Origin of the sequence: Achromobacter sp. SIMBA_011 (assembly GCF_046535435.1) — a bacterium.
In the GTDB taxonomy this organism is placed as follows: Bacteria; Pseudomonadota; Gammaproteobacteria; order Burkholderiales; family Burkholderiaceae_B; genus Achromobacter; species Achromobacter dolens.
This window is the reverse complement of record NZ_JAWRWN010000001.1, coordinates 1,434,737-1,454,630: the sequence shown is the minus strand read 5'-3', so window position 1 is coordinate 1,454,630 and position 19,894 is coordinate 1,434,737. Positions and strand designations below refer to the sequence as shown.

Below are 19,894 nucleotides of genomic sequence, written 5' to 3'. Positions count from 1 at the left end.
GGCGCGGCGATCTTTTCCGGGATCAGGCGCCGCGCGTCCCGCGCCGCCACCACAGCGCCTCGCACAGCCACAGCAAAGGCCAGGCGAGCAACAGTCCGACCAGCAAGGTCGGCAGCCACGGCGCGGCCGCGGGCGGCGTACCACCTTGCAGCCAGGCCGGGCTGTAGAGCAGGAAACCGGAGACGAAGCCGCGCGACCAGATATCGCGAAAGCCCGCGCCACGGCCCAGCGCCGCGGCCAGCATGCATACGATGACAAAGAACGCGTCGCCCGCGGCGCGATACCAGGCCGGAATGACCTGCGGATCCAGCGGCCGATACATGGCGATGGCGATCAGCAACGCGCCCAGCACCAGGGCGCGCGCCCAATTGAACGAAGTCCCCGTGTCGCTGCCGCGTACTGGCGCCATCTTCCCGTCAGTCACGCGTTTCCAGCGCTTTGTTGATGCGCAGCGCCAGCAGCGTGCAGGCGGTGCCCGACAGCAGGTAGATGCTGACCGCCACCAGTCCGAAACGCGCCGACAGGCCCAGCGCCACCAGCGGCGCGAAGGCCGCGCCAACCAGCCAGGCCATGTCGGTGGTCAATGCGGCGCCGGTATAGCGAAAGCGCTTGGTGAAGTTGGCCGTGACGGTGCCCGACGCCTGGCCGTACGACAGCCCCAGCAGCGCGAAGCCGATCAGGATGAACGCGTCCTGCGCCTTGGGGCTGCCGCCCAGCAGCCATGGCGTGAACAGCGCGAACACGCCGATCAGCGCGGCCAGCAGGCCCAGCGTGGTGCGCCGGCCGATGCGGTCGGCGATCCAGCCCGAGGCGATGGTGCCCAGGATGCCCACGCCCGCGCCGATGATCTGCACGATCAGCACATCGGAGATCTGCTGCGTGGCGCTGACCGCGATCCACGACAGCGGGAACACCGTCACCAGGTGGAACAGCGCATAGCTGGCCAGCGCCGCGAACGCGCCCAGGAACAGGTTGTAACCCTGCTCGCGCACCATCTGCGTGGTGCTGATGGGTTCCAGTTCGCCTTCTTCGAGAAGTTGCGTGTATTCCTCGGTCAGCACCAGCCGCAGCCGCGCGAACAGCGCCACCACGTTGATGGCGAAGGCGACGAAGAACGGATAGCGCCAGCCCCAGTCGAGAAAGTCCGCCTCGGTCAGCGTCAGGTGCAGGAACAGGAACAGCGCGCTGGCGATCATGAAGCCGATAGGCGCGCCCAACTGGCCCAGCATCGCGTACCAGCCGCGGCGCTGGGGCGGCGCGTTCAGGGCCAGCAAGGACGGCAGCCCGTCCCAGGAGCCGCCGAAGGCCAGCCCCTGCAGGCAGCGGAACACCGCCAGCAGCACGATGGCGTGCGAGCCGATGACGTTGTAGCCCGGCAGGAAGGCCATGCCGACCGTGGCGGTGCCCAGCAGGAACAGCGCGATGGTGAGCTTGGTGCCGCGCCCCCAGCGCCGCTGGATCGCCATCGACACCGCCGTGCCGATGGGACGCGCAATGAACGCGAACGAGAAGATGACGAAGGCCCACAGCGTGCCTTCGAGCTGCGGTTCGAACGGGAAGAACACCCGTGGAAACACCAGCACGCAGGCGATGCCGAAGACGAAGAAGTCGAAGTATTCGGAGGCGCGTCCGATGACGACCCCCACGGCGATTTCGCCCGGCGCCACCTTGGCGTGGCTGGCCGCACCCCCTGGCGCGCCCGGACCGGGCAAGGCAGAGGCATGACCGGGATACTGCGTGGTGGTCGCCATGTGAGTGCTCGCTGAAAGGAGGTTTTGAAAAACGCCTTGTCTACGCTTTTTGCAACACACTCGTACACACATGCGCCAAGGCCCCGTGGACCGCGGCGCGATCTCGCCCGGCCCTGCCCCGCACGCCTTTCCGTGCATACTTTTGCTCTTTTTACCCTAGATTTTTCGCGGCTTCCAGCGTAGTGTTGCGTTTACCTCCCACGGTTACGTTTCGGGGTATGGCCATGCCGTCTTTCCCAAGGTTCCGCGGATTGTTGCTGTTAGCCGCCCTGCCATTGCTCTCCGGATGCAATGCGGTGTTGCTCTCGCCATCAGGCGACATCGCGGTGCAGCAGCGCAACCTGATCATCATCTCCACCGGCCTGATGCTGCTGATCATCGTGCCGGTGATCTTCCTGACCTTCCTGTTCGCGTGGCGCTATCGCGCCAGCAACCGCGACGCGCACTACGACCCCGACTGGAACCACTCCACCATGCTGGAGCTGCTGATCTGGGCCGCGCCGCTGCTGATCATCATCGCGCTGGGCGCGCTCACCTGGGTCAGCACCCACCAGCTCGATCCCTACCGCCCGCTGGCGCGCCTGTCCGAAGGCCGCGAAGTGCCGGCCGGCACCAAGCCGCTGGTGGTCGAAGTGGTGGCGCTGGACTGGAAGTGGCTGTTCCTCTACCCCGAACAGGGCGTGGCCGCGGTCAATGAAATGGCCGCGCCGGTCGACCGCCCGATCCAGTTCAAGATCACCTCGTCCACGGTGATGAACTCCTTCTTCATCCCGGCGCTGGCCGGCCAGATCTACGCCATGCCGGGCATGCAGACGACGCTGCACGCGGTCATCAACCACCCCGGCGAATACGAAGGCCTGTCGGCCAACTACAGCGGCGCGGGCTTTTCCGGCATGCGCTTCCGCTTCCACGGCCTGGACCAGCAGGGCTTCGACAAGTGGATCGCCGACGCCCGCGCCTCCGGCGCCACGCTCGGCCGCGACACCTACCTGAAACTGGAACAACCCAGCGAACGCAACCCGGTGCAGCGCTACGCCAGCGTCGCGCCCGGCCTGTTCGACGCCATCGTCAATCGCTGCGTGGAACCGAACCGCATGTGCATGAAGGACGCCATGGCGATCGACGCCGGCGGCGGCATGGGCATCCCCGGCGCGCGCAACATCGCCAGCCTGGACGAGGCCACGCGCGAACGCCTGGGCCTGGCCGATGCGCCGCCGCGCAAGTATGTCGGCGCCATGTGCACCTCGGCGGCGGAACTGGCGCTGTAGCGTCCGCGCCGCCGCCACGGCGCATCGCGTGAAATCAAGGTATTCCCCCTGGAAACCGAGCCCTGGAAACCGAGATGACTGATCAACCAGACCTCACCAAGCTGATCTTCGGTCGCCTGACCTGGGACGCCATCCCCTTCCACGAGCCGATCCTGCTGGCCACCTTCGCCATGGTGGCGATCGGCGGCATCGTGGTGCTGGGCGGCATCACCTACTACCGCAAGTGGGGCTACCTGTGGCGCGAGTGGTTCACCAGCATCGACCACAAGAAGATCGGCATCATGTACATGATCCTGGGCCTGGTGATGCTGCTGCGCGGCTTCGCCGACGCCATCATGATGCGGCTGCAGCAGGCCGTGGCCTTCGGCGATTCCACCGGCTACCTGCCACCGCACCACTACGACCAGATCTTCACGGCGCACGGCGTCATCATGATCTTCTTCGTGGCCATGCCGCTGGTCACGGGGTTGATGAACTACGTGGTGCCACTGCAGATCGGCGCGCGCGACGTGGCCTTTCCGTTCCTGAACAACTTCAGCTTCTGGATGACCACCGGCGGCGTGGTACTGGTGATGATGTCGCTGTTCGTGGGCGAGTTCGCCCGCACCGGCTGGCTGGCGTATCCGCCTTTATCGGGCATCGCGCAGAGTCCGGACGTGGGGGTCGACTACTACATATGGGCCTTGCAGATCGCGGGGGTCGGCACATTGCTGTCCGGGGTGAACCTGCTAGTCACCATCGTCAAGATGCGCGCGCCCGGCATGTCGCTGATGCGCATGCCGATCTTCACCTGGACCGCGCTGTGCACCAACGTGCTGATCGTGGCGGCGTTCCCGGTGCTGACCGCGGTGCTGGCGCTGCTGTCGATGGACCGCTACGTCGGCACCAACTTCTTCACGGCCGACTTCGGCGGCAACGCCATGATGTACGTGAACCTGATCTGGATCTGGGGCCACCCGGAGGTCTACATCCTGATCCTGCCGGCCTTCGGCATCTTCTCGGAGGTGGTCGCCACCTTCTGCCGCAAGCGCCTGTTCGGCTACGCATCAATGGTGTACGCCACGGTCGTGATCACGGTGCTGTCGTACCTGGTGTGGCTGCACCACTTCTTCACCATGGGGTCCGGGGCCAGCGTGAACTCGTTCTTCGGGATCACCACCATGATCATCTCGATCCCGACCGGCGCCAAGATCTTCAACTGGCTGTTCACCATGTACCGCGGCCGCATCCGCTTCGAGGTGCCGATGCTGTGGACGCTGGGCTTCATGGTCACCTTCGTGATCGGCGGCATGACGGGCGTGCTGCTGGCGGTGCCGCCGGCCGACTTCGCGCTGCACAACAGCCTGTTCCTGATCGCCCACTTCCACAACGTCATCATCGGCGGCGTGCTGTTCGGGCTGATGGCCGGCATCACCTACTGGTTCCCCAAGGCCTTCGGCTACAAGCTCGATCCGTTCTGGGGCAAGTGCTCGTTCTGGTTCTGGCTGGTGGGCTTCTACTTCGCCTTCATGCCGCTGTACGTGCTGGGCCTGATGGGCGTGACGCGCCGCGTCAACCATTTCGAGGACATGTCGCTGCAGATCTGGTTCCAGGTGGCCGCGTTCGGCGCCTTCCTGATCGCCATCGGCATCGCCTGCTTCCTGATCCAGTTGGTGGTGAGCTACCGGCGCCGCGAATCGCTGCGCGACTTCACCGGCGACCCGTGGGACGGCCGCACGCTGGAATGGTCCACCTCCTCGCCGCCGCCCAATTACAACTTCGCCTTCACGCCGCGCGTGCATGACCAGGATGCCTGGTGGCAGATGAAGCAGCACGGCTACCAGCGCCCGCAGGCCGGCTTCATCCCCATCCACATGCCCAAGAACACCTGGGCCGGCATCGTGCTGGCGGCCATCAGCGTGGTGATGGGCTTCGCGCTGATCTGGCACATGTGGCCGCTGGCGGTGCTGTCGTTCGCCGCGCTGATCGTCGTGTCCATCGTCCATACCTTCAACTACAAGCGCGAGTACTACGTGCCGGCCGACGAGGTCGTGCGCACGGAGGACGCCCGCACCCACCTGTTGGCGAAACATGTCTGATACCCTGGCTCCCCCCCTGCATGGCGGCGCCGCGCCGCCCGCCGAGCCCGTGTTCCACGTGGCCGGCGAACACCACCCGAAGAACGGCACGCTGCTGGGCTTCTGGGTGTACCTGATGAGCGACTGCCTCATCTTCGCCTGCCTGTTCGCCACCTACGGCGTGCTGGGGCGCAACTACGCCGCCGGCCCGTCCGGCGCCGACCTGTTCGACCTGCCGCTGGTGGCGGTCAACACCTCGCTGCTGCTGCTGTCGTCCATCACCTACGGCTTCGCCATGCTGGAGATGCGGCGCAACCGGGTCGGCGCCACGCAAGGCTGGCTGGCGGTCACCGGCCTGCTGGGGCTGGGCTTCCTGTCGCTGGAACTGTATGAGTTCGCGCATCTGATCCACATCGGCGCCGGGCCGCAGCGCAGCGCCTTCCTGTCGTCGTTCTTCACCCTGGTGGGCACGCACGGGCTGCACGTCACGTTCGGCATCGTCTGGCTGGTGACGATGATGGTGCAGGTGCGCATGCACGGCCTGATCCCCGAGAACCGCCGCCGGCTGATGTGCCTGTCGATGTTCTGGCACTTCCTGGACCTGATCTGGGTCGGCGTGTTCACCTTTGTCTACCTGATGGGAGTGCTGCCATGAACGCCCATGCCGACCACGCCGGCCACGGCCACGATCACGGCCATCACGACGATGACGACGGCGCCGCCCATGGCACCCTGAAAAGCTACGTCACCGGCTTCATCCTGGCGGCCATCCTGACCGCCATCCCGTTCTGGCTGGTGATGGACCGCGTGTTCGAAAGCTCGCGCACCACGGCGCTGATCATCCTGGCGTTCGCGGCGGTGCAGATCGTGGTGCACATCATCTATTTCCTGCACATGGATGCCAAGTCCGAAAGCGGCTGGAACATGTTGGCGTTAATATTCACGCTGGTGCTGGTCGTGATCACGCTCAGCGGATCCATCTGGATCATGTACCACTTGAACTCCAACATGATGCCCATGTCGATCCACGACATGCGGAATATGCCCTGACGTGATGGCGGCAACAAAAGACTCTACGCATTCCGGCGACCCCCCCCGCAATCCCCGCAGCGCAACCACCCTGGTCATCCTGGGCGTGGTTGCGGCCGCGCTGTTCGCGGGCCTGTGCGCCCTTGGCACCTGGCAGGTGCATCGCCTGGCCTGGAAGCAGAACCTGATCGCGCAGGTGGAGCAGCGGGCGCACGCGCCCGCCACGCCCGCCCCCGCGCGCGCCGACTGGCCGGCCCTGACCTCCGACAACGCCGAATACCGCCGCGTGTCGGCCAGCGGCGCCTACCAGTACGACAAGCAGACGCTGGTGCAGGCCGCCACCGAATTGGGCAGCGGCTACTGGGTCATGACGCCGCTGCAACTGGCTGATGGCGGCGGCACGGTGCTGGTCAACCGCGGCTTCGTGCTGCCCGAATGGCGCAAGCGCCAGGCGGCCGGCGGCCAGGCCGAGGCCGACGCCGGCCCGGTCAAGGTCGACGGCCTGCTGCGCATGGGCGAGCCGGGCAACGGCTTCCTGCGCAACAACGATCCGGCCGCCAACCTCTGGTATTCGCGTGACCTGCCCGCCATCGCCCAGGCGCGCGGGCTGGGCGAGGTGGCGCCCTACTTCATCGACGCCGACGCCGCCCCCGGCGCCGGCCGCGATCCGACGCAGGCGCCGGTCGGCGGCCTGACGACGCTGACCTTTCCCAACAACCACCTGGTCTACGCCATCACCTGGTACGCCCTGGCCGCGATGATCATCGTCGGCGCCGGCATCGTGGTGCGCGAGGAACGGCGGCTGCGCGCGCGCCGCTGACTGGCCCCTGTTGCGAAAGCGCCTCACCAGAGAGGGACGAGCCCCCGTCAATCAGTCCGACAATCGACGCAGATGACCGGAAATACGTGACGGTTGGCCGAGAATGCTTGAGTGCAATCTACACAGGCAATCGGGAACAGGGCGGGCCGCAAGCCCGCCGCTTCGTTCCCCTTGCCATCCCCACTCAAGGAGTTCTCCGGATGAAAAAATCGCTGCTCGCAGCCGCCATGCTGACCGCCTTTGCTGGCATTGCCCAGGCGGAAACGTCGGTCACGCTCTATGGTGTCATCGACACCGGCATCGGCTACAACAAGGTTTCTGGCACCGTCGACGCCGGCAACAACGCTGCCGGCCAGCCTCTGCGTAAAGACGTCGGCGCCAGCCGCATCGGCATGATCAACGGGGTCCAGGCCGGCTCGCGCTGGGGCCTGCGCGGCTCGGAAGACCTGGGCGACGGCCTGCGCGCCATGTTCACGGTCGAAAGCGGCTTCGACTCGGGCAACGGCACGGCGCAACAAGGCCGCCTGTTCAATCGCCAGGCCACCGTCGGCCTGGCCAACGACAGTTGGGGCTCGCTGGAGTTCGGCCGCCAGACCACCGTCGGCGGCACCTTCCTGGCTGAAATCGACCCCTTCTACACCAGCTTCACCCAGGCCAACATCGGCACGTCCTTCAGCGCCGCCAACACCATGCGCTGGGACAACATGGTCATGTACCGCAGCGCCTGGACTGACGGCTTCCAGTTCGCACTGGGCTACTCCTTCAACGCCGACAGCAGCGACGACAACCAGAGCGGCTTCGCCACCGCGGACAACGCGCGCGGCATCACCGCCGGCCTGCGCTACGTCCAAGGCCCGCTGAACGTCTCGCTGACCTATGACCAGCTCAACAGCTCGAACTCGGCGCGCAAGCTCGATGCCGAGGGCGCCCCTGTCATGGTCGACGGCGAGCGGGTGGAATTCGACCATTCGGTCAAGCCGCGCCAGTACGCCGTGGCGGCCTCGTACGACCTCGAAGTGCTGAAACTGGCCGCCGCCTACGGCCGCACCACCGACGGCTGGTTCGTCGGCCAGGACCTGGCGGCCAACCCGGCGCTCAACGACAAGCTCGGCACCATGCACTACGCGGGCGGCTTCAAGGCCAATTCGTACATGCTGGGCGCGACCCTCCCGCTGGGCGGCACGAGCAACCTGTTCAGCTCGTGGCAGCACGTCTCCCCGTCCAACGACAAGCTGACTGGCGACGACGCCACCATGAACATCTGGAGCGTGGGCTACACCTACGACCTGTCCAAGCGCACCATGGTTTACGCCTACGGTTCGTACGGCAAGAACTATGCCTTCATCGAAGGCATGAAGAGCAGCGCCGGCGGCATCGGCCTGCGCCACCTGTTCTAAGCATCCGCGCCAAGCCGGCCCTGCCGGCCTCATGCGCAAGACACCGCCACGGACCCGCTCCGTGGCGGTTTTTTTTGCCTTGGCCTATGGCGATACGCAGCGCCCTGGCCCGTTTGCCCGGCTTTGGGGGAAGAACGGACCCATGATTCCGATACAAATAGACAGAAAATCACGGTTTTTGGCAGGAAATAGGACTTTTTGACCTACACTAGGGTTTGGGAACCGCGTTGGGCGTCATGCTCAACGTGTTGTTCCCTTTATTTTTTCCCCTCTACAGCAAGGAGTTCCACGGATGAAAAAGACGCTGCTCGCAGCCGCAATGTTGACCACTTTTGCAGGCGTCGCTCAGGCAGAAACGTCAGTCACTCTCTATGGTGTCATCGACACCGGCATTGGCTACAACAAGATCAAGGGCAATGGCTATGACGGCAGCAAGCTCGGCATGATCAACGGCATCCAGGCCGGCTCCCGCTGGGGCCTGCGCGGATCCGAAGACCTGGGCGATGGCCTGCGCGCCGTGTTCACGCTGGAAAGCGGTTTCGATTCGGGCAACGGCACCCGCGGCCAGAGCGGTCGCCTGTTTGGTCGCCAGGCCACCCTCGGGCTGGCCAACGACGCCTGGGGCACCATCGAATTCGGCCGCCAGGCCACGGTCGGCTCGAACTACCTGGCCGACATCGACCCCTTCTACACCAGCTACACCCAATCGAACCTGGGCCTGGGTTTCAGCGCGGCCAACACCATGCGCTGGGACAACATGGTGATGTACCGCAGCCCCTCGATGAGCGGCTTCCAGTTCGCCGCGGGCTATTCGTTCAACGTCGACGATACCAACAGCGACGAGACCCATTTCCGCACCAACGACAACTCGCGCGGCATCACCGCCGGCCTGCGCTACGTTGAAGGTCCGGTCAACGTCACGCTGACCTACGACCAGCTCAACGGCTCGAACCGCGCCTCCATCGACCACGGCGCCACGCCGCGCCAGTACGCGATCGGCGCATCGTACGACCTGGAAGTGGTGAAGCTTGCCGCCGCCTATGGCCGCACCACCGACGGCTGGTTCGTCGGCCAGGACCTGCCGGCGGGCACGCCCTTCAGCGACGAGTTCGGCACCAACCGCTACGTGGACGGCTTCAAGGCCAACGCCTACATGCTGGGCGCGACGATGCCCGTGGGCGGCGCCAGCAGCCTGTTCGCATCATGGCAGCACGTCTCGCCGTCCAACGACCGCCTGACCGGCGGCGACGCCAACATGAACGTCTGGAGCGTGGGCTACACCTACGACCTGTCCAAGCGCACCAACCTGTACGCCTATGGTTCGTACGGCAAGGACTACGCGTTCATCGACGGCCTCAAGAGCACCGCCGCCGGCGTCGGCATCCGCCACGTGTTCTAAGGCAACGGGTCGCGCCGGCGCTGCCGGCGCCCCGGCGGCTCGCCGTAGGCGCGCCGGTACATGGCAATGAAGGCGCTGTCGCTGGCATAGCCCACGGCGTGCGCCACTTCCGTGACGGACGCGCCTTCGGCCAGCCGGGCCCGCGCCATCAGCAGGCGGCATTGCGTGCGCCAGCGCGTGAACGGCAGGCCGGTCTCCGCCAGGAATGCGCGCGCCAGGGTGCGGCCGCTGGCGCCCACCCGTCGGCCCCAGTCGTCGATTGACAACGCGCAGGCCGGGTTTGCCAGCAATTCGCGCGCGATCGGCGCCAGCCGCCGGTCGCGCGGCATGGGCAGGTGCAGCGGCGCCGCGGGCGCGGCGGCCAGTTCATCCAGCAATGCGCCCACCAGGCGCTGTCGCGGCCCATCCAGCGGCCGGTCGGATGGCCATTGCGTAACGCGCACGATCAGCTCGCGCAACAGCGGATTGACGTCGAGGATTTGCGGCTCGCGCGGCAGGCCGGGATAGACCGACACATCGAAATACAGGCTGCGATACGCAAATGTGCCCTGCATGGCCGTGCGATGCACGCAGCCGGCCGGCAGCCAGGCCGCCTGCAGCGGCGCCAGTTGCCCCACCCGGTCGGTGAGATACAGGGTCACCCCGCCTTCGGCCTGATACAGCAACTGCGCGCGCTGATGCGCATGCCAGTCGGACGCGTGCGCGCGGGTGTCGATCGCCATGCCCACCACGGGGCAGGCGACGAGGTCCGGATCTTCGACGGCGTCGGGGAGATAGGCGGGCATGTCCGATTGACGATGTTTTATGGCGAGATGTCGTGATTTTGCACACCCCCGCGCGCCTACGCTAGCGACTTTTCGCATCACGGTCGTCGCATGTCATCCCATCCTGCTTTCGCGCCCGCCCAAGGCGCCCTGCCCCCGCCCTGGCTCATCATCGCGCTGCTGGCCCTGCCGCAGATCGCCGAGACCATTCTCGCCCCCGCCCTGCCAGACCTGGCGCGCCATTGGCGCCTGGACGCCGCCGCCACGCAGCCGGTCATGGGCGTGTTCTTTATCGGTTTTGCCGCCGGGGTGTTGCTGTGGGGGCATCTGGCGGACATGTGGGGCCGCCGCCCCGCGATGCTGGCCGGCCTGGCCACCGGGCTGGCCGGTACGCTGGGCGCGTTGGCCGCGCCGCACTACGGCTGGCTGCTGGCCGGCCGCTTTGTCCAGGCGCTGGGTCTGGCAGCCTGCTCGGTGGTGACGCAGACTGCGCTGCGCGATTGCCTGAGCGGCCCGCGGCTGACGCGCTACTTCGTCACGCTGGGCACGGTGCTGGCGTGGTCGCCCGCCGTCGGGCCCCTGACGGGCCAATGGCTGGCCGACCGGCAAGGCTATGCCGGGGTGCTGGCGGCGCTCGCCGCGACGGTCACGTTGCTGCTGGGATCGGTCGCCTGGCGCTGGCACGAGACCCGGCCTGCCCCGGCAGGGCACACACCGCTGGCGGCGCTAGGCCGCGCCATGCTGGCCGACGGCGCGCTGCGCCTGGCGGTGCTGCGGGTCGCCGGCCTGAACCTGCTGGTGTTTTCCTTCTATGCCGCCGGGCCGTTCATGACGGGCCCGCTGCCCGGGCTGGGCTTTGGCTGGGTGGGCCTGGGCGTGGCGCTGGTCGGCAGCCTGGGCGCCGCCGCCAACCGCCGGCTGCCCGCCTCGGCCGATGCCGAGCGCCGGGTGCGCTACGGCCTGCGTTGCGTCGCGCTTGGCGCGGCGGCGCAGGCCGCCGCCATGGCCTGGCGTCCGGAACCGGGCTGGCTATGGGCCGCCACGGCGCTGCCGCTGTTCGCGGGCTATGGCCTGGCGATACCCAACCTGCTGGGACCGGCGCTGCGGCGCTACGGGCATTGCCTGGGACGCGCCGGCGCCCTGTTCGGCCTGGCCTACTACAGCCTGCTGGGCGTGGGCTTGGCGGCCACCTCATGGCTGCCTTTCGACACGCCCCGGCCGCTGTCGCTGGCATGGCTGGGACTGGCGCTCTGGCTGCTGCTGGCGCGCCAGTCGGGAAAGCCGGCGTCGAGCCGGCGGGCGCGCAGGCCGTGCGCGCGCAACGTGGCGACGGCATCGGAGGACAGCACGCAGAACGGGCCGCGGCAATAGGCCACGATCTCGTGCCCGGCCGGCAATTCGCCGAGCCGCTCGAGCAGTTCATCGGCGGGGATGTTGAGGGCCCCGGGCAGGTGGCCTTGCGCGAATTCGTCGGCCGGCCGCACGTCCAGCAGCGTCATGCCGCCTTCGCCCAGGCGGCTGAGCAGTTCGTCGCGCGAGATGGCCTCGAGGCCGTCGCGACGATCCTGGCTGTCGGCCACCAGGCGACGGATCTCGCTGCGGTTGTGCTGCGCCACGGCCCCGAGCGCATTGAGCAGCCCGGCGATAGGCGCGGTGCCGAGCCGGTAATACACATGCTTGCCATCGCGCCGGGTCGCAACGAAACCGGCGCGGCGCAATTGCTGCAGATGCTGCGAAGTGTTGGCGACCGACAGGCCTGACAATTCGGCCAGCCGTTCGACAGGGCGCTCGCCCTGCGCGATATGCTCGAGCAGCACCAGGCGGTGGGCGTTGCCCAGCGTGCGGGCGAGTTCGGCCAGTTCGGCCGCGAGAGGGGTCTGGAGCGGTGGCGCGGTCATTGGCGGCGATCTTAGCATTGGGTCCGGGCCCGTCGCGCGGCGCCTTGAACAACGCCTGGCGTGACAATGCAATGAACACGAAACACGTAGCTGTCATCATTGGATACTTCCCTGTCGAACCCGATACGCTCATCCATGCCCCGCACGCCCGACTCCGACCTTCCCCGCCCTTTCGCCGCGCGCTGGCGCCCCGCGCTGCGGATCCTCGCCCTGGCCGCGCTGCCGCTGCTGCTGGCAGCCTGCAACGGCAGCAAGGATGGTGACGACGACAGCCCCGTCGCGCAGAACCCGGCGCCACCGACCGACACGCGCAACCCGGCCTACCTGTCGGCGCGGCCGGGCGACGTGATCAAGGTGCGCATCGAGGAACTGCGCCCGACCCAGGCCGCGATCGGCTATGACCAGATCTACTACAAGCTGGGCCGCTGGCAGGGCGACTTCAACCGCCCCACCTGGGCGGCCGACGCGACCAAGCAACTGGACTACCTGAACCGCACGGTCGGCAAGAAGTTCAGCGATTATTGCGAGGACATGGGCGCCACCACGTCACAGGCGTTCACCTCCATCGCCCAACTGCAGGCCGCGCGCCTGGACCAGCCGACGACCTTCAGTTGCACGGCCGCGTTCGGGGCCAACCCCGCCAACCTGAAGACGGTGGTGGTGGGGTGGGACGGCAACCTGTACCTGACCGACGGCCATCACACGTTCTCGTCGCTGCGCGAGATCTTCGATGGCGGCCCCAAGCTGCCGGTGTGGGTCAAGGTCGACGCCAACTACAGCGGCGCCGGCACCGCCGCGGCCTTCTGGCAGCGCATGGTCGATGAGCGCAAGGCCTGGCTGCGCGACGGCCAGAACCAGCCCATCACCGTGGACCAGTTACCGACGCGCGTGGGCATCGCCAACGCGCAGGAACCCGGCGGCATGCAGGAAGACCGCTACCGCTCGCTGGTGTACTTCACCCGCGACATCGCCTACAGCAATGGCAGCCTGCCGGAATTCGCCGAATTCCTGTGGGGCGACTGGCTCCGCCGCCAGGTGGCCGCCAATCTGCTGCCCGGCCTGGACCAGTACGCGATGGTGGCGCCGGCCACGCCCGCGCAGATCCTGACGGTCAGCACGCTGAGCGCGGCGCTGGCGCCCACCGGCGCCAACGACGGCTATGCCGCCGCCGTGCGCAACGCCGCCCTGAAGATGACGGCGCTGGCCGAGACCGACATCGTTTTCCAGGACCGCACGGCCGCCAGCCTGGGCCGCATCCCGCTGGTGGCGGGCGCTCCCAGCGGCTCGCCCACCAAGACGGCGCGCGACACGCTGGAAGAATTGCCGCGCAACGACGTCAAGGCCGACGGCAGCCCGCGCGGCGCCGGCAAGCTGTGGTTCGCCGTCAACTATCGCGCCTGCGGCAAGCCGGCCGCGGGCACCTGCTGGGGCTGGTAGGCGCCGGGGCGGCAACGCCGCCTCAGCGGTCGATCTGCATGGCCGGCCGCGCCTGCACCTTGGCCAGCCAAGCCTGCACCTTCGGGTGCGCCGCCACCGGCGCCCCGAGCATCGTGCTGTAGCCGATCACCGAGCCCACCACCAGGTCGGCCAACGAGTATTCGTCGCCCAGCATCCAGGCCTGGCGCGTCAGGTGGCCATCCAACACCGCCAGCAAGACGTCCAGGTCGGCCCGCGCCCGCTCCGCGTGGCGCGGATCGCGTTGGCCTTCCTCGCCGTGGCCGACGTGGAACAGACGCCACAGCACCGCGCCGTACGATACATAAGCCCACGCGCTCCAGGACATCGCGGCGAGCCGTTGCGGCGTGCCCGCGGCGGGCCACAGGCCGCGCTCGACGCCCCATTGCTCGCCCAGCCACAACTGGATCGCCAACGCTTCGAACAGGGGCGCGCCGTCCACGGTCAGCGTCGGCACCTTGCCATTCGGATTGATCGCCAGGAATTCGGGACGGCGCTGTTCGCCGGCGCGGATGTCAACCTTTACACGCTCGTGAGGAACCTGCAGTTCGGCCAGGGCGGCGGCGATCGGGGAAGCGCTGGACTGGGGGTGCCAATAAAAGACGATGGACATGGGAAATACTCCGGTTTCGTGGATTCCCGCCGCGGCCCCATGGCCACCGGCGATGGCGTGAACTGTAGAATCGATTGCGGACAGATTCCGCCCTCGATTTGCTTTACCGTCACGCCATGCTCACCTCCAGCAACCGTCTCCTGCGCCTGCTGTCCCTCCTGCAGACCCGCCGCCACTGGGCCGGCGGCGAGCTGGCGCAGGCGCTCGCGGTGCACCCGCGCACCTTGCGGCGCGATATCGACCGGCTGCGTGAATTGGGCTACCCGATCCAGGCCAGCAGCGGTGTGGCCGGCGGCTACGCCTTTCGCGCCGGGCACGCGCTGCCGCCCCTGCTGCTGGATGACGACGAGGCCCTGACGGTGGCGATCACCCTGCGCACCGCCGCCACCGGCACGGTTGCCGGCATCGAGGAAGCCGCGCTGCGGGCGCTGGTCAAACTGGAACAGGTGATGCCGGCGCGGTTGCGGCACAAGGTGGATGCGTTGCGCTCGGCGCTGGTGCCGCTGGCGCGCCACACGCCGTCGGTGGATGCGGGCCTGCTGGCCGCGCTGGCGGCCGCCTGCCGCGACCAGTTGCGCGTGAGCTTCGACTACATCGACGGCCGTGGCCAGGCCAGCACGCGCCAGGTCGAGCCGCAGGGGCTGGCGCACACGGGCTGGCGCTGGTACCTGGTCGCCTGGGATCCGGCGCGCGACGACTGGCGCACGTTCCGGCTCGACCGCATCGCCGCCGGCGGCGTGACACCGGGCGCGCATTTCCGCCCACGGCCGCCGCCCGACGGCGGCGACCTGCGCGCGTATGTCGCGCGATCGGTGGGCCAGGCGCCGAATGCCGAAGACGCCCGCGTCATCCTGCACGCGCCGCGGGCGGCAATGGCGGCGCGCATTCCGCCATGGGCTGGCGATCTCGAAACGCTCGACCCCGGCCGCTGCCTGCTGCGCTGCGCGGGCCAGTCACCGGACGCGCTGGCCTACTGGCTGATGTCGCTGGACGTGGAGTTCGATGTATTGGCGCCCACGGCGCTGGCACAGCGCCTGCGGCAGGCGAGCGAACGCGTCGACCGCATGCTGCAGCGCCATGCCGCGCGCGAACAGGCGTCGACAACAGGCGGATTGACGCCGCCCGCGCCGTAACGCCGGCGGCGCCACGGCGCGCGCCGATCAGGCGCCGGAACGCGCCTGATCGGCCTGCTTGGCCTGTTCGGCCCTGGCCAATTGCTGCATGACCAGCGAGACCTTTTCGGCGATCTTGAGCTTGTCGGCCGCCGACATCGCGTCGTAGTCCTTCTTCGAGATCCCGAGGGAGGCCAGCGCCGCGTAGAACATCTTGTCCTGCAGCGACATGGAGGCATAGTCCATGAATTCCTGCTCGGACTCCGAGGCGGCGCCCGGCGAAGCGCCGCGCACGCCACCGCCCAGCGCCGAGGCGCCGCGCTGCTGCGCGTCCTGGAACGCGGCGCGGAAGGCCTCGCCGGCGCCCGCGGCGAACGACGAAGATTGGCGAGGATCGGCCGCGTCGGCGGCATTCCTGGAATTCACGGTGATCATGGTCAGCCTAGTCTGAGGAAAACACGATGGTTCGCAAGTTACTCTCCCGGCCGCCGGACCGATGCACCGGAATGACGCCCGATCCGGCTGTTTCTCCGCCGATTGCCCCGATGCGCGCCCGCCGCAGTTCGAGTATCTTGTGACTCCCTCGCACATTCCGGAGCCTGTGCCGTCATGAATTTCGAACCGACCCCCACCTCATCCCAGCCCGCCCCCGCCGTCGCCGCGCCGCCAGCCGACGTTTTCCTGCAGTTCCTGGTGAACCTGGTGAACAATGGCGGCCAGCTCAAGGGCATCGGCGTGACGCTGCAGATGGGCGGCATGCTGGTGTCCGGTTCGATCGTGTCGGGCGCCGAGTACTTCGACCGTTTCGCCGAAGCCTTCGCCGATTCGCTGTCGGACATGGACGACCAGGCGCGGGGATCGGTGCGCTCCTCGCTGTCGGAACTGGGCGACGTGTTCCGGCTGCCGCAACCGGCCGAACCCCTGCCCAACTACATCCACCTGGCCGACGCCCTGTTCTTCACCGCGGACGGCACGCCGATCGCGGGCCAGCCGACGCTGTGGCGCGGCCGCAGCAGCGCCGTGGACGGTTTCATCCTGGGCCGCCTGCAGGCCGCCTGAACGGGCTACGCTAGCCGGCGCCAGGGCCGGGCCGGTGGACGCAGGCGTTGAAGCTGCGCCAGGCCCCGCCGTCAGCCTGCAGCCAGACCGCCAGGCATTGCGCGCTGAGTGGCGCGGACAGCATGGCGCCGCGAAACAGCAGTCCGGGGTGCGCACGCAGCCAGACGAAATCGTGAATGTCTTCTATGTCGTCGGCGAGCACCTGCAGCTTGGCATCCTCGATGCACGCCATCACGGCGCAAAAGCGCTGCTGCAGCGAGCGGTCGGCGCCGAGCCCGCGCGGAATCTTCAGGGTCAGGCCGCAGACGCGCAGCGCGCCACAGGCCACCGGTTCGCCGCCGCAGGTGGCGGGCAGCAATTGCGCCCGCAAGCCGGGCTGGAATTCGGCATAGCTGGCCAGAACGGACGCCTGGGGCAACAGGCGCTGGAACAAGGGCAGGAGGAAAGTCAGGCGCCGGGTCGCCAGGTGCGCGCGCTTGCCGCCAGCGCGCGCACCCAGGCAGAGTTGGTCGCGTGTCAGGCCCATGTCGAGATCGGTGCACAGGCGCTGCGCCAGGTCGGCGTCGCCGGGCCCGGCCAGCGCGTGTTCGAAAGACAGGTCGATGAGCGCGCCGGACTGCTCGGCGAAGGCCGCCGCGGCGCGCAGGCGCGCGCGTTGCGGCGCAAGGTTGTCCGCGCCGCCGCTCCACGGCGTGAAGCCGTCCGCGACCGCGTACTCATGCACACGGCCTTGCGCGGTGAAGACCGGCTGGAACCGCAGGAACAGGGTTTCCTTTCGCGCAGGCCAGGCGGAAACGGGGTCACGCATGGCGGAAGCGGGCCACGGGCGCCGGCCAGGGGCGGCGCGTGGGGGAGAACATCATGGAACCTCATGAAGGCGTGGACACGCCGCAATGCCGGCCGCGTCGGACGGAAGACAGCAGATATGAGGACGATGGTGCCAAAGGCGGGGAAGCGATTGAACAGGAAAATTCTCAATCCTGGAATCCTCTCGCCTCGTCCGGCTTCGGCGCCATGCGTTCCGCGACCGGCCGCCGATGCGGAATAATTCGTCTGTCTCCCCGGCCAACCTGACCCCGCTTCGCATGCAACGACTCCGTATCGCCATCGCCGACGACCATCCGCTGGTCCTGATGGCCATGGCCGACCTGCTGAAAAAGCACCTGGGCTTCGAGGTCGTCGCCGCGCTCGACACGCCCACGGCGCTGGTCGAACAGCTTGCGCGCGACGCGCCGCAGGTGGTCATCACCGACTACGCCATGCCCGGCGACGACCTCTACGGCGATGGCATCCGCCTGGTCAAGTACCTGATCCGCCACTACCCCGGCGTCCGCGTGGTGGTGCTGACCATGGTTTCCAACCCCATGATCGTGTCGGCGCTGTACGACGCCGGCGTGGATGCGGTGGTCTTCAAGCACGACAGCCCGAACGAGATCGTCACCGCCCTGCAGGCGCTGCAACGCGGCCGCAAATACTATCCGCCCGGCCTGCCGCGGCGCCGCTCGCCGGCGGGACACGGCGCGCTCATCGGCGAGCGCATCAACAGCCTCTCGCCCAAGGAGTTCGAAGTGCTGCGGCATTTCGTGCGCGGCGAGTCGATGATGCAGGTGGCCGGCTGCCTCAAGCGCAGCGTCAAGACCGTCAGCGGCCAGAAGATGTCGGCCATGCGCAAGCTGGGCGTGCGCACCGACCAGGAACTGGTGGCGTTCTGTGTCGAGCACGGCATGTTCCAATGAGGCTCCGCGGGCGGCCGCCGCTCGCGCGGGAACACCCACAAGGCGCCCAGTCCCGCTACACTCCTGGCGACAGGCCGGTCATCGGCACCGGTCCGCGACCAGGGAACCGCCATGCTCGAAACAGACAGCATTCAAGCGCGCAGGTCCAACGGGCAAAAAGCCCGGGAGCACGTCAAGCGCTCGTCCCACGCCGCCCTCGGCAATGTCGACCGGGACCCGATCCGGTTGCTGCGGATCAATAGCGCCGGACGGGTACAGGCCCTGATCCCGTTGCGCTACGGCCGCATGGCGGCCTCGCCCTTCGCCTTCTTTCGCGGCGCCGCCATCCTGCAGGCGCACGACCTGGCCGGCACCCCGCATACCGGCATCTCCATCCCTATCTGCGGCGACGCCCACCTGCTCAATTTCGGCGGCTTCGCCACGCCCGAGCGGCAGTTGCTGTTCGACCTGAACGATTTCGACGAAACCGCCACCGGCCCGTGGGAATGGGATATCAAGCGGCTGACCGCCAGCCTTGCGGTGGCGGCGGCGCACATGGGCTACGGCCGCGGCGACAGCGCCGACATCGTCATGGCGGCCGCCTGCGAATACCAGTTGCGCATGAACGAGTACGCGCAGAACAGCACGCTCGACGTGTGGTACGAGGGCATCACCTTCGAACGCATGCTGCAGGACGCGGAAACCGCCGAGGGCCGCCGGCTGATCAGCCGCGCCATGGAAAAGGCCGCCGGCCGCACCAACGAGAGCATGCTGCACAAGATGGCGTACATGGAAGGCGGCCACTGGCGCATCCGCGACGCGCCGCCGGCCATGTTCCACCCCAGCGGTCCGGTGACACTGCTGGGCAAGGCCGAGCACTGGCCGGACACGCCGACCTGGAAGAAGAAGATGGCCAAATGCTACGCCGGCTATCTCGATAGCCTGGCGCCGGACCGGCGCGAACTGCTCAAGCACTTCGCGGCGCAGGACGTGGTCTTCAAGGTGGTGGGCGTGGGCAGCGTGGGCACGGTCTGCCTGGTGATGCTGATGGTGGACAGTTGGGGCAATCCGCTGTTCCTGCAGGCCAAGGAAGCGCGTGAATCCGTCATCGCCCGCTATGCCCGCGACAGGGCGCCCGCGCATGACGGATATCGCGTGGTGACGGGCCAGCGGCTGCTGCAGGCGGCCAGCGACATCTTCCTGGGTTGGGCCACCGGGCCGCGCGGCAAGCACTACTATTTCCGCCAGTTGCGCGACATGAAAGTCTCAGCCGACGTCGAGAGCTTCAACCAGAAGATCCTGACCGGCTACGCCCGCATGTGCGGCCGCGCGCTGGCGCGGGCCCATGCCAAGGCCAGCGGGCACTCGGTGGAGCTGGCCGCGTACATGGGACGCGCGGGCCCGTTCGCCGAGGCGCTGCTGGCGTACGCGCAGGGCTACGCGCGGCAGAACGAAAAGGACTACCGCCGCTTCCTCGAGGCCTGCCGCGCGGGCAAGCTGCCCATGCGCACGGACGAGGACATGGCGGCGGACTTCCGCGTCTGAGCGCGTCCGGCC

At 67.8% G+C, this 19,894-nt stretch carries 19 protein-coding genes and 1 pseudogene; 13 read left to right on the top strand and 7 right to left on the bottom strand.

Going from position 1 to position 19,894, the window contains the following annotated elements:
- Window positions 1–22 precede the first annotated feature (22 nt).
- Window positions 23–424: a hypothetical protein gene (locus tag SB816_RS06695; RefSeq protein ID WP_410546673.1), complete on the bottom strand. Its 402-nt coding sequence runs from the start codon at window positions 422–424 to the stop codon at window positions 23–25.
- The gene (locus tag SB816_RS06690) at window positions 417–1,751 is read right to left on the bottom strand and encodes an MFS transporter (protein ID WP_410546672.1); all 1,335 of its coding nucleotides are present in this window, start codon (window positions 1,749–1,751) and stop codon (window positions 417–419) included. Before SB816_RS06690 ends, SB816_RS06695 begins: the two co-directional genes overlap by 8 nt.
- Window positions 1,752–1,975: 224 nt before the next feature.
- Here SB816_RS06690 and cyoA point away from each other — a divergent pair, with 224 nt between their 5' ends.
- The 7 genes from cyoA to SB816_RS06655 all read left to right on the top strand — a co-directional run bounded on the left by cyoA (window position 1,976) and on the right by SB816_RS06655 (window position 9,721).
- Entirely contained in the window at window positions 1,976–3,019 is a 1,044-nt protein-coding gene (cyoA, locus tag SB816_RS06685) for a ubiquinol oxidase subunit II (RefSeq protein WP_064527038.1), read from the top strand.
- A 74-nt stretch (window positions 3,020–3,093) separates the two neighbouring features.
- On the top strand, window positions 3,094–5,097 hold the full coding sequence (cyoB, locus tag SB816_RS06680; protein ID WP_054415286.1) for a cytochrome o ubiquinol oxidase subunit I: 2,004 nt from the start codon (window positions 3,094–3,096) through the stop codon (window positions 5,095–5,097).
- Window positions 5,090–5,731: a cytochrome o ubiquinol oxidase subunit III gene (cyoC, locus tag SB816_RS06675; protein WP_049075869.1), complete on the top strand. Its 642-nt coding sequence runs from the start codon at window positions 5,090–5,092 to the stop codon at window positions 5,729–5,731. The genes cyoB and cyoC overlap by 8 nt, the downstream gene beginning before the upstream one ends.
- A complete protein-coding gene (gene cyoD / locus SB816_RS06670) occupies window positions 5,728–6,126 on the top strand; it encodes a cytochrome o ubiquinol oxidase subunit IV (protein ID WP_054415283.1) in 399 nt (132 codons plus the stop codon). Before cyoC ends, cyoD begins: the two co-directional genes overlap by 4 nt.
- A 4-nt stretch (window positions 6,127–6,130) precedes the next feature.
- Window positions 6,131–6,925 (top strand): SURF1 family protein, encoded by a 795-nt coding sequence (locus SB816_RS06665; protein ID WP_410546713.1) that lies wholly within the window; start codon window positions 6,131–6,133, stop codon window positions 6,923–6,925.
- A gap of 200 nt (window positions 6,926–7,125) precedes the next feature.
- Complete coding sequence (locus tag SB816_RS06660; RefSeq protein WP_116792936.1) at window positions 7,126–8,322, top strand: porin; 1,197 nt, start codon at window positions 7,126–7,128, stop codon at window positions 8,320–8,322.
- A 292-nt stretch (window positions 8,323–8,614) separates the two neighbouring features.
- Window positions 8,615–9,721, top strand: a complete 1,107-nt coding sequence (locus SB816_RS06655) for a porin (protein WP_064526996.1) — start codon at window positions 8,615–8,617, stop codon at window positions 9,719–9,721.
- Here SB816_RS06655 and SB816_RS06650 read toward each other — a convergent pair.
- Entirely contained in the window at window positions 9,718–10,506 is a 789-nt protein-coding gene (locus tag SB816_RS06650) for an AraC family transcriptional regulator (protein WP_054500853.1), read from the bottom strand. The two genes, SB816_RS06655 and SB816_RS06650, sit on opposite strands and share 4 nt — an antisense overlap.
- Before the next feature lie 90 nt (window positions 10,507–10,596).
- On the opposite strand from SB816_RS06650, the pseudogene SB816_RS06645 reads away from it, so the two are divergent.
- Window positions 10,597–11,592 (top strand): annotated as a pseudogene (locus tag SB816_RS06645) (MFS transporter); the annotation flags it as partial.
- Between the two features lie 50 nt (window positions 11,593–11,642).
- On the opposite strand, the gene SB816_RS06640 reads toward SB816_RS06645, so the two are convergent.
- Entirely contained in the window at window positions 11,643–12,383 is a 741-nt protein-coding gene (locus tag SB816_RS06640; protein WP_231133021.1) for an ArsR/SmtB family transcription factor, read from the bottom strand.
- Between the two features lie 135 nt (window positions 12,384–12,518).
- Here SB816_RS06640 and SB816_RS06635 point away from each other — a divergent pair, with 135 nt between their 5' ends.
- Window positions 12,519–13,820, top strand: a complete 1,302-nt coding sequence (locus SB816_RS06635) for a ParB/Srx family N-terminal domain-containing protein (protein ID WP_410546671.1) — start codon at window positions 12,519–12,521, stop codon at window positions 13,818–13,820.
- 22 nt (window positions 13,821–13,842) lie between these two features.
- On the opposite strand, the gene SB816_RS06630 is transcribed toward SB816_RS06635, so the two are convergent.
- Entirely contained in the window at window positions 13,843–14,451 is a 609-nt protein-coding gene (locus SB816_RS06630) for a glutathione S-transferase family protein (protein ID WP_054500851.1), read from the bottom strand.
- 116 nt (window positions 14,452–14,567) lie between these two features.
- Between SB816_RS06630 and SB816_RS06625 the strand changes: the two genes are divergently transcribed.
- Entirely contained in the window at window positions 14,568–15,584 is a 1,017-nt protein-coding gene (locus tag SB816_RS06625; RefSeq protein ID WP_410546670.1) for a helix-turn-helix transcriptional regulator, read from the top strand.
- A gap of 27 nt (window positions 15,585–15,611) precedes the next feature.
- Here SB816_RS06625 and SB816_RS06620 read toward each other — a convergent pair whose 3' ends face one another.
- Entirely contained in the window at window positions 15,612–15,998 is a 387-nt protein-coding gene (locus tag SB816_RS06620; protein ID WP_064526990.1) for a hypothetical protein, read from the bottom strand.
- Between the two features lie 174 nt (window positions 15,999–16,172).
- Between SB816_RS06620 and gvpU the strand changes: the two genes are divergently transcribed.
- Window positions 16,173–16,622: a gas vesicle accessory protein GvpU gene (gvpU, locus tag SB816_RS06615; RefSeq protein WP_175142623.1), complete on the top strand. Its 450-nt coding sequence runs from the start codon at window positions 16,173–16,175 to the stop codon at window positions 16,620–16,622.
- 10 nt (window positions 16,623–16,632) lie between these two features.
- Here the strand turns inward: gvpU and SB816_RS06610 are convergent, their stop codons facing one another.
- Window positions 16,633–17,430 carry a hypothetical protein gene (locus SB816_RS06610; protein WP_410546669.1) on the bottom strand — a complete coding sequence of 266 codons (798 nt, stop codon included), beginning with the start codon at window positions 17,428–17,430 and terminating at the stop codon, window positions 16,633–16,635.
- Between the two features lie 277 nt (window positions 17,431–17,707).
- On the opposite strand from SB816_RS06610, the gene SB816_RS06605 reads away from it, so the two are divergent.
- Window positions 17,708–18,358: a response regulator gene (locus SB816_RS06605; RefSeq protein WP_054500847.1), complete on the top strand. Its 651-nt coding sequence runs from the start codon at window positions 17,708–17,710 to the stop codon at window positions 18,356–18,358.
- Between the two features lie 111 nt (window positions 18,359–18,469).
- Window positions 18,470–19,882 (top strand): DUF2252 domain-containing protein, encoded by a 1,413-nt coding sequence (locus SB816_RS06600; RefSeq protein ID WP_054500846.1) that lies wholly within the window; start codon window positions 18,470–18,472, stop codon window positions 19,880–19,882.
- The last annotated feature ends 12 nt before the right edge of the window (window positions 19,883–19,894 follow it).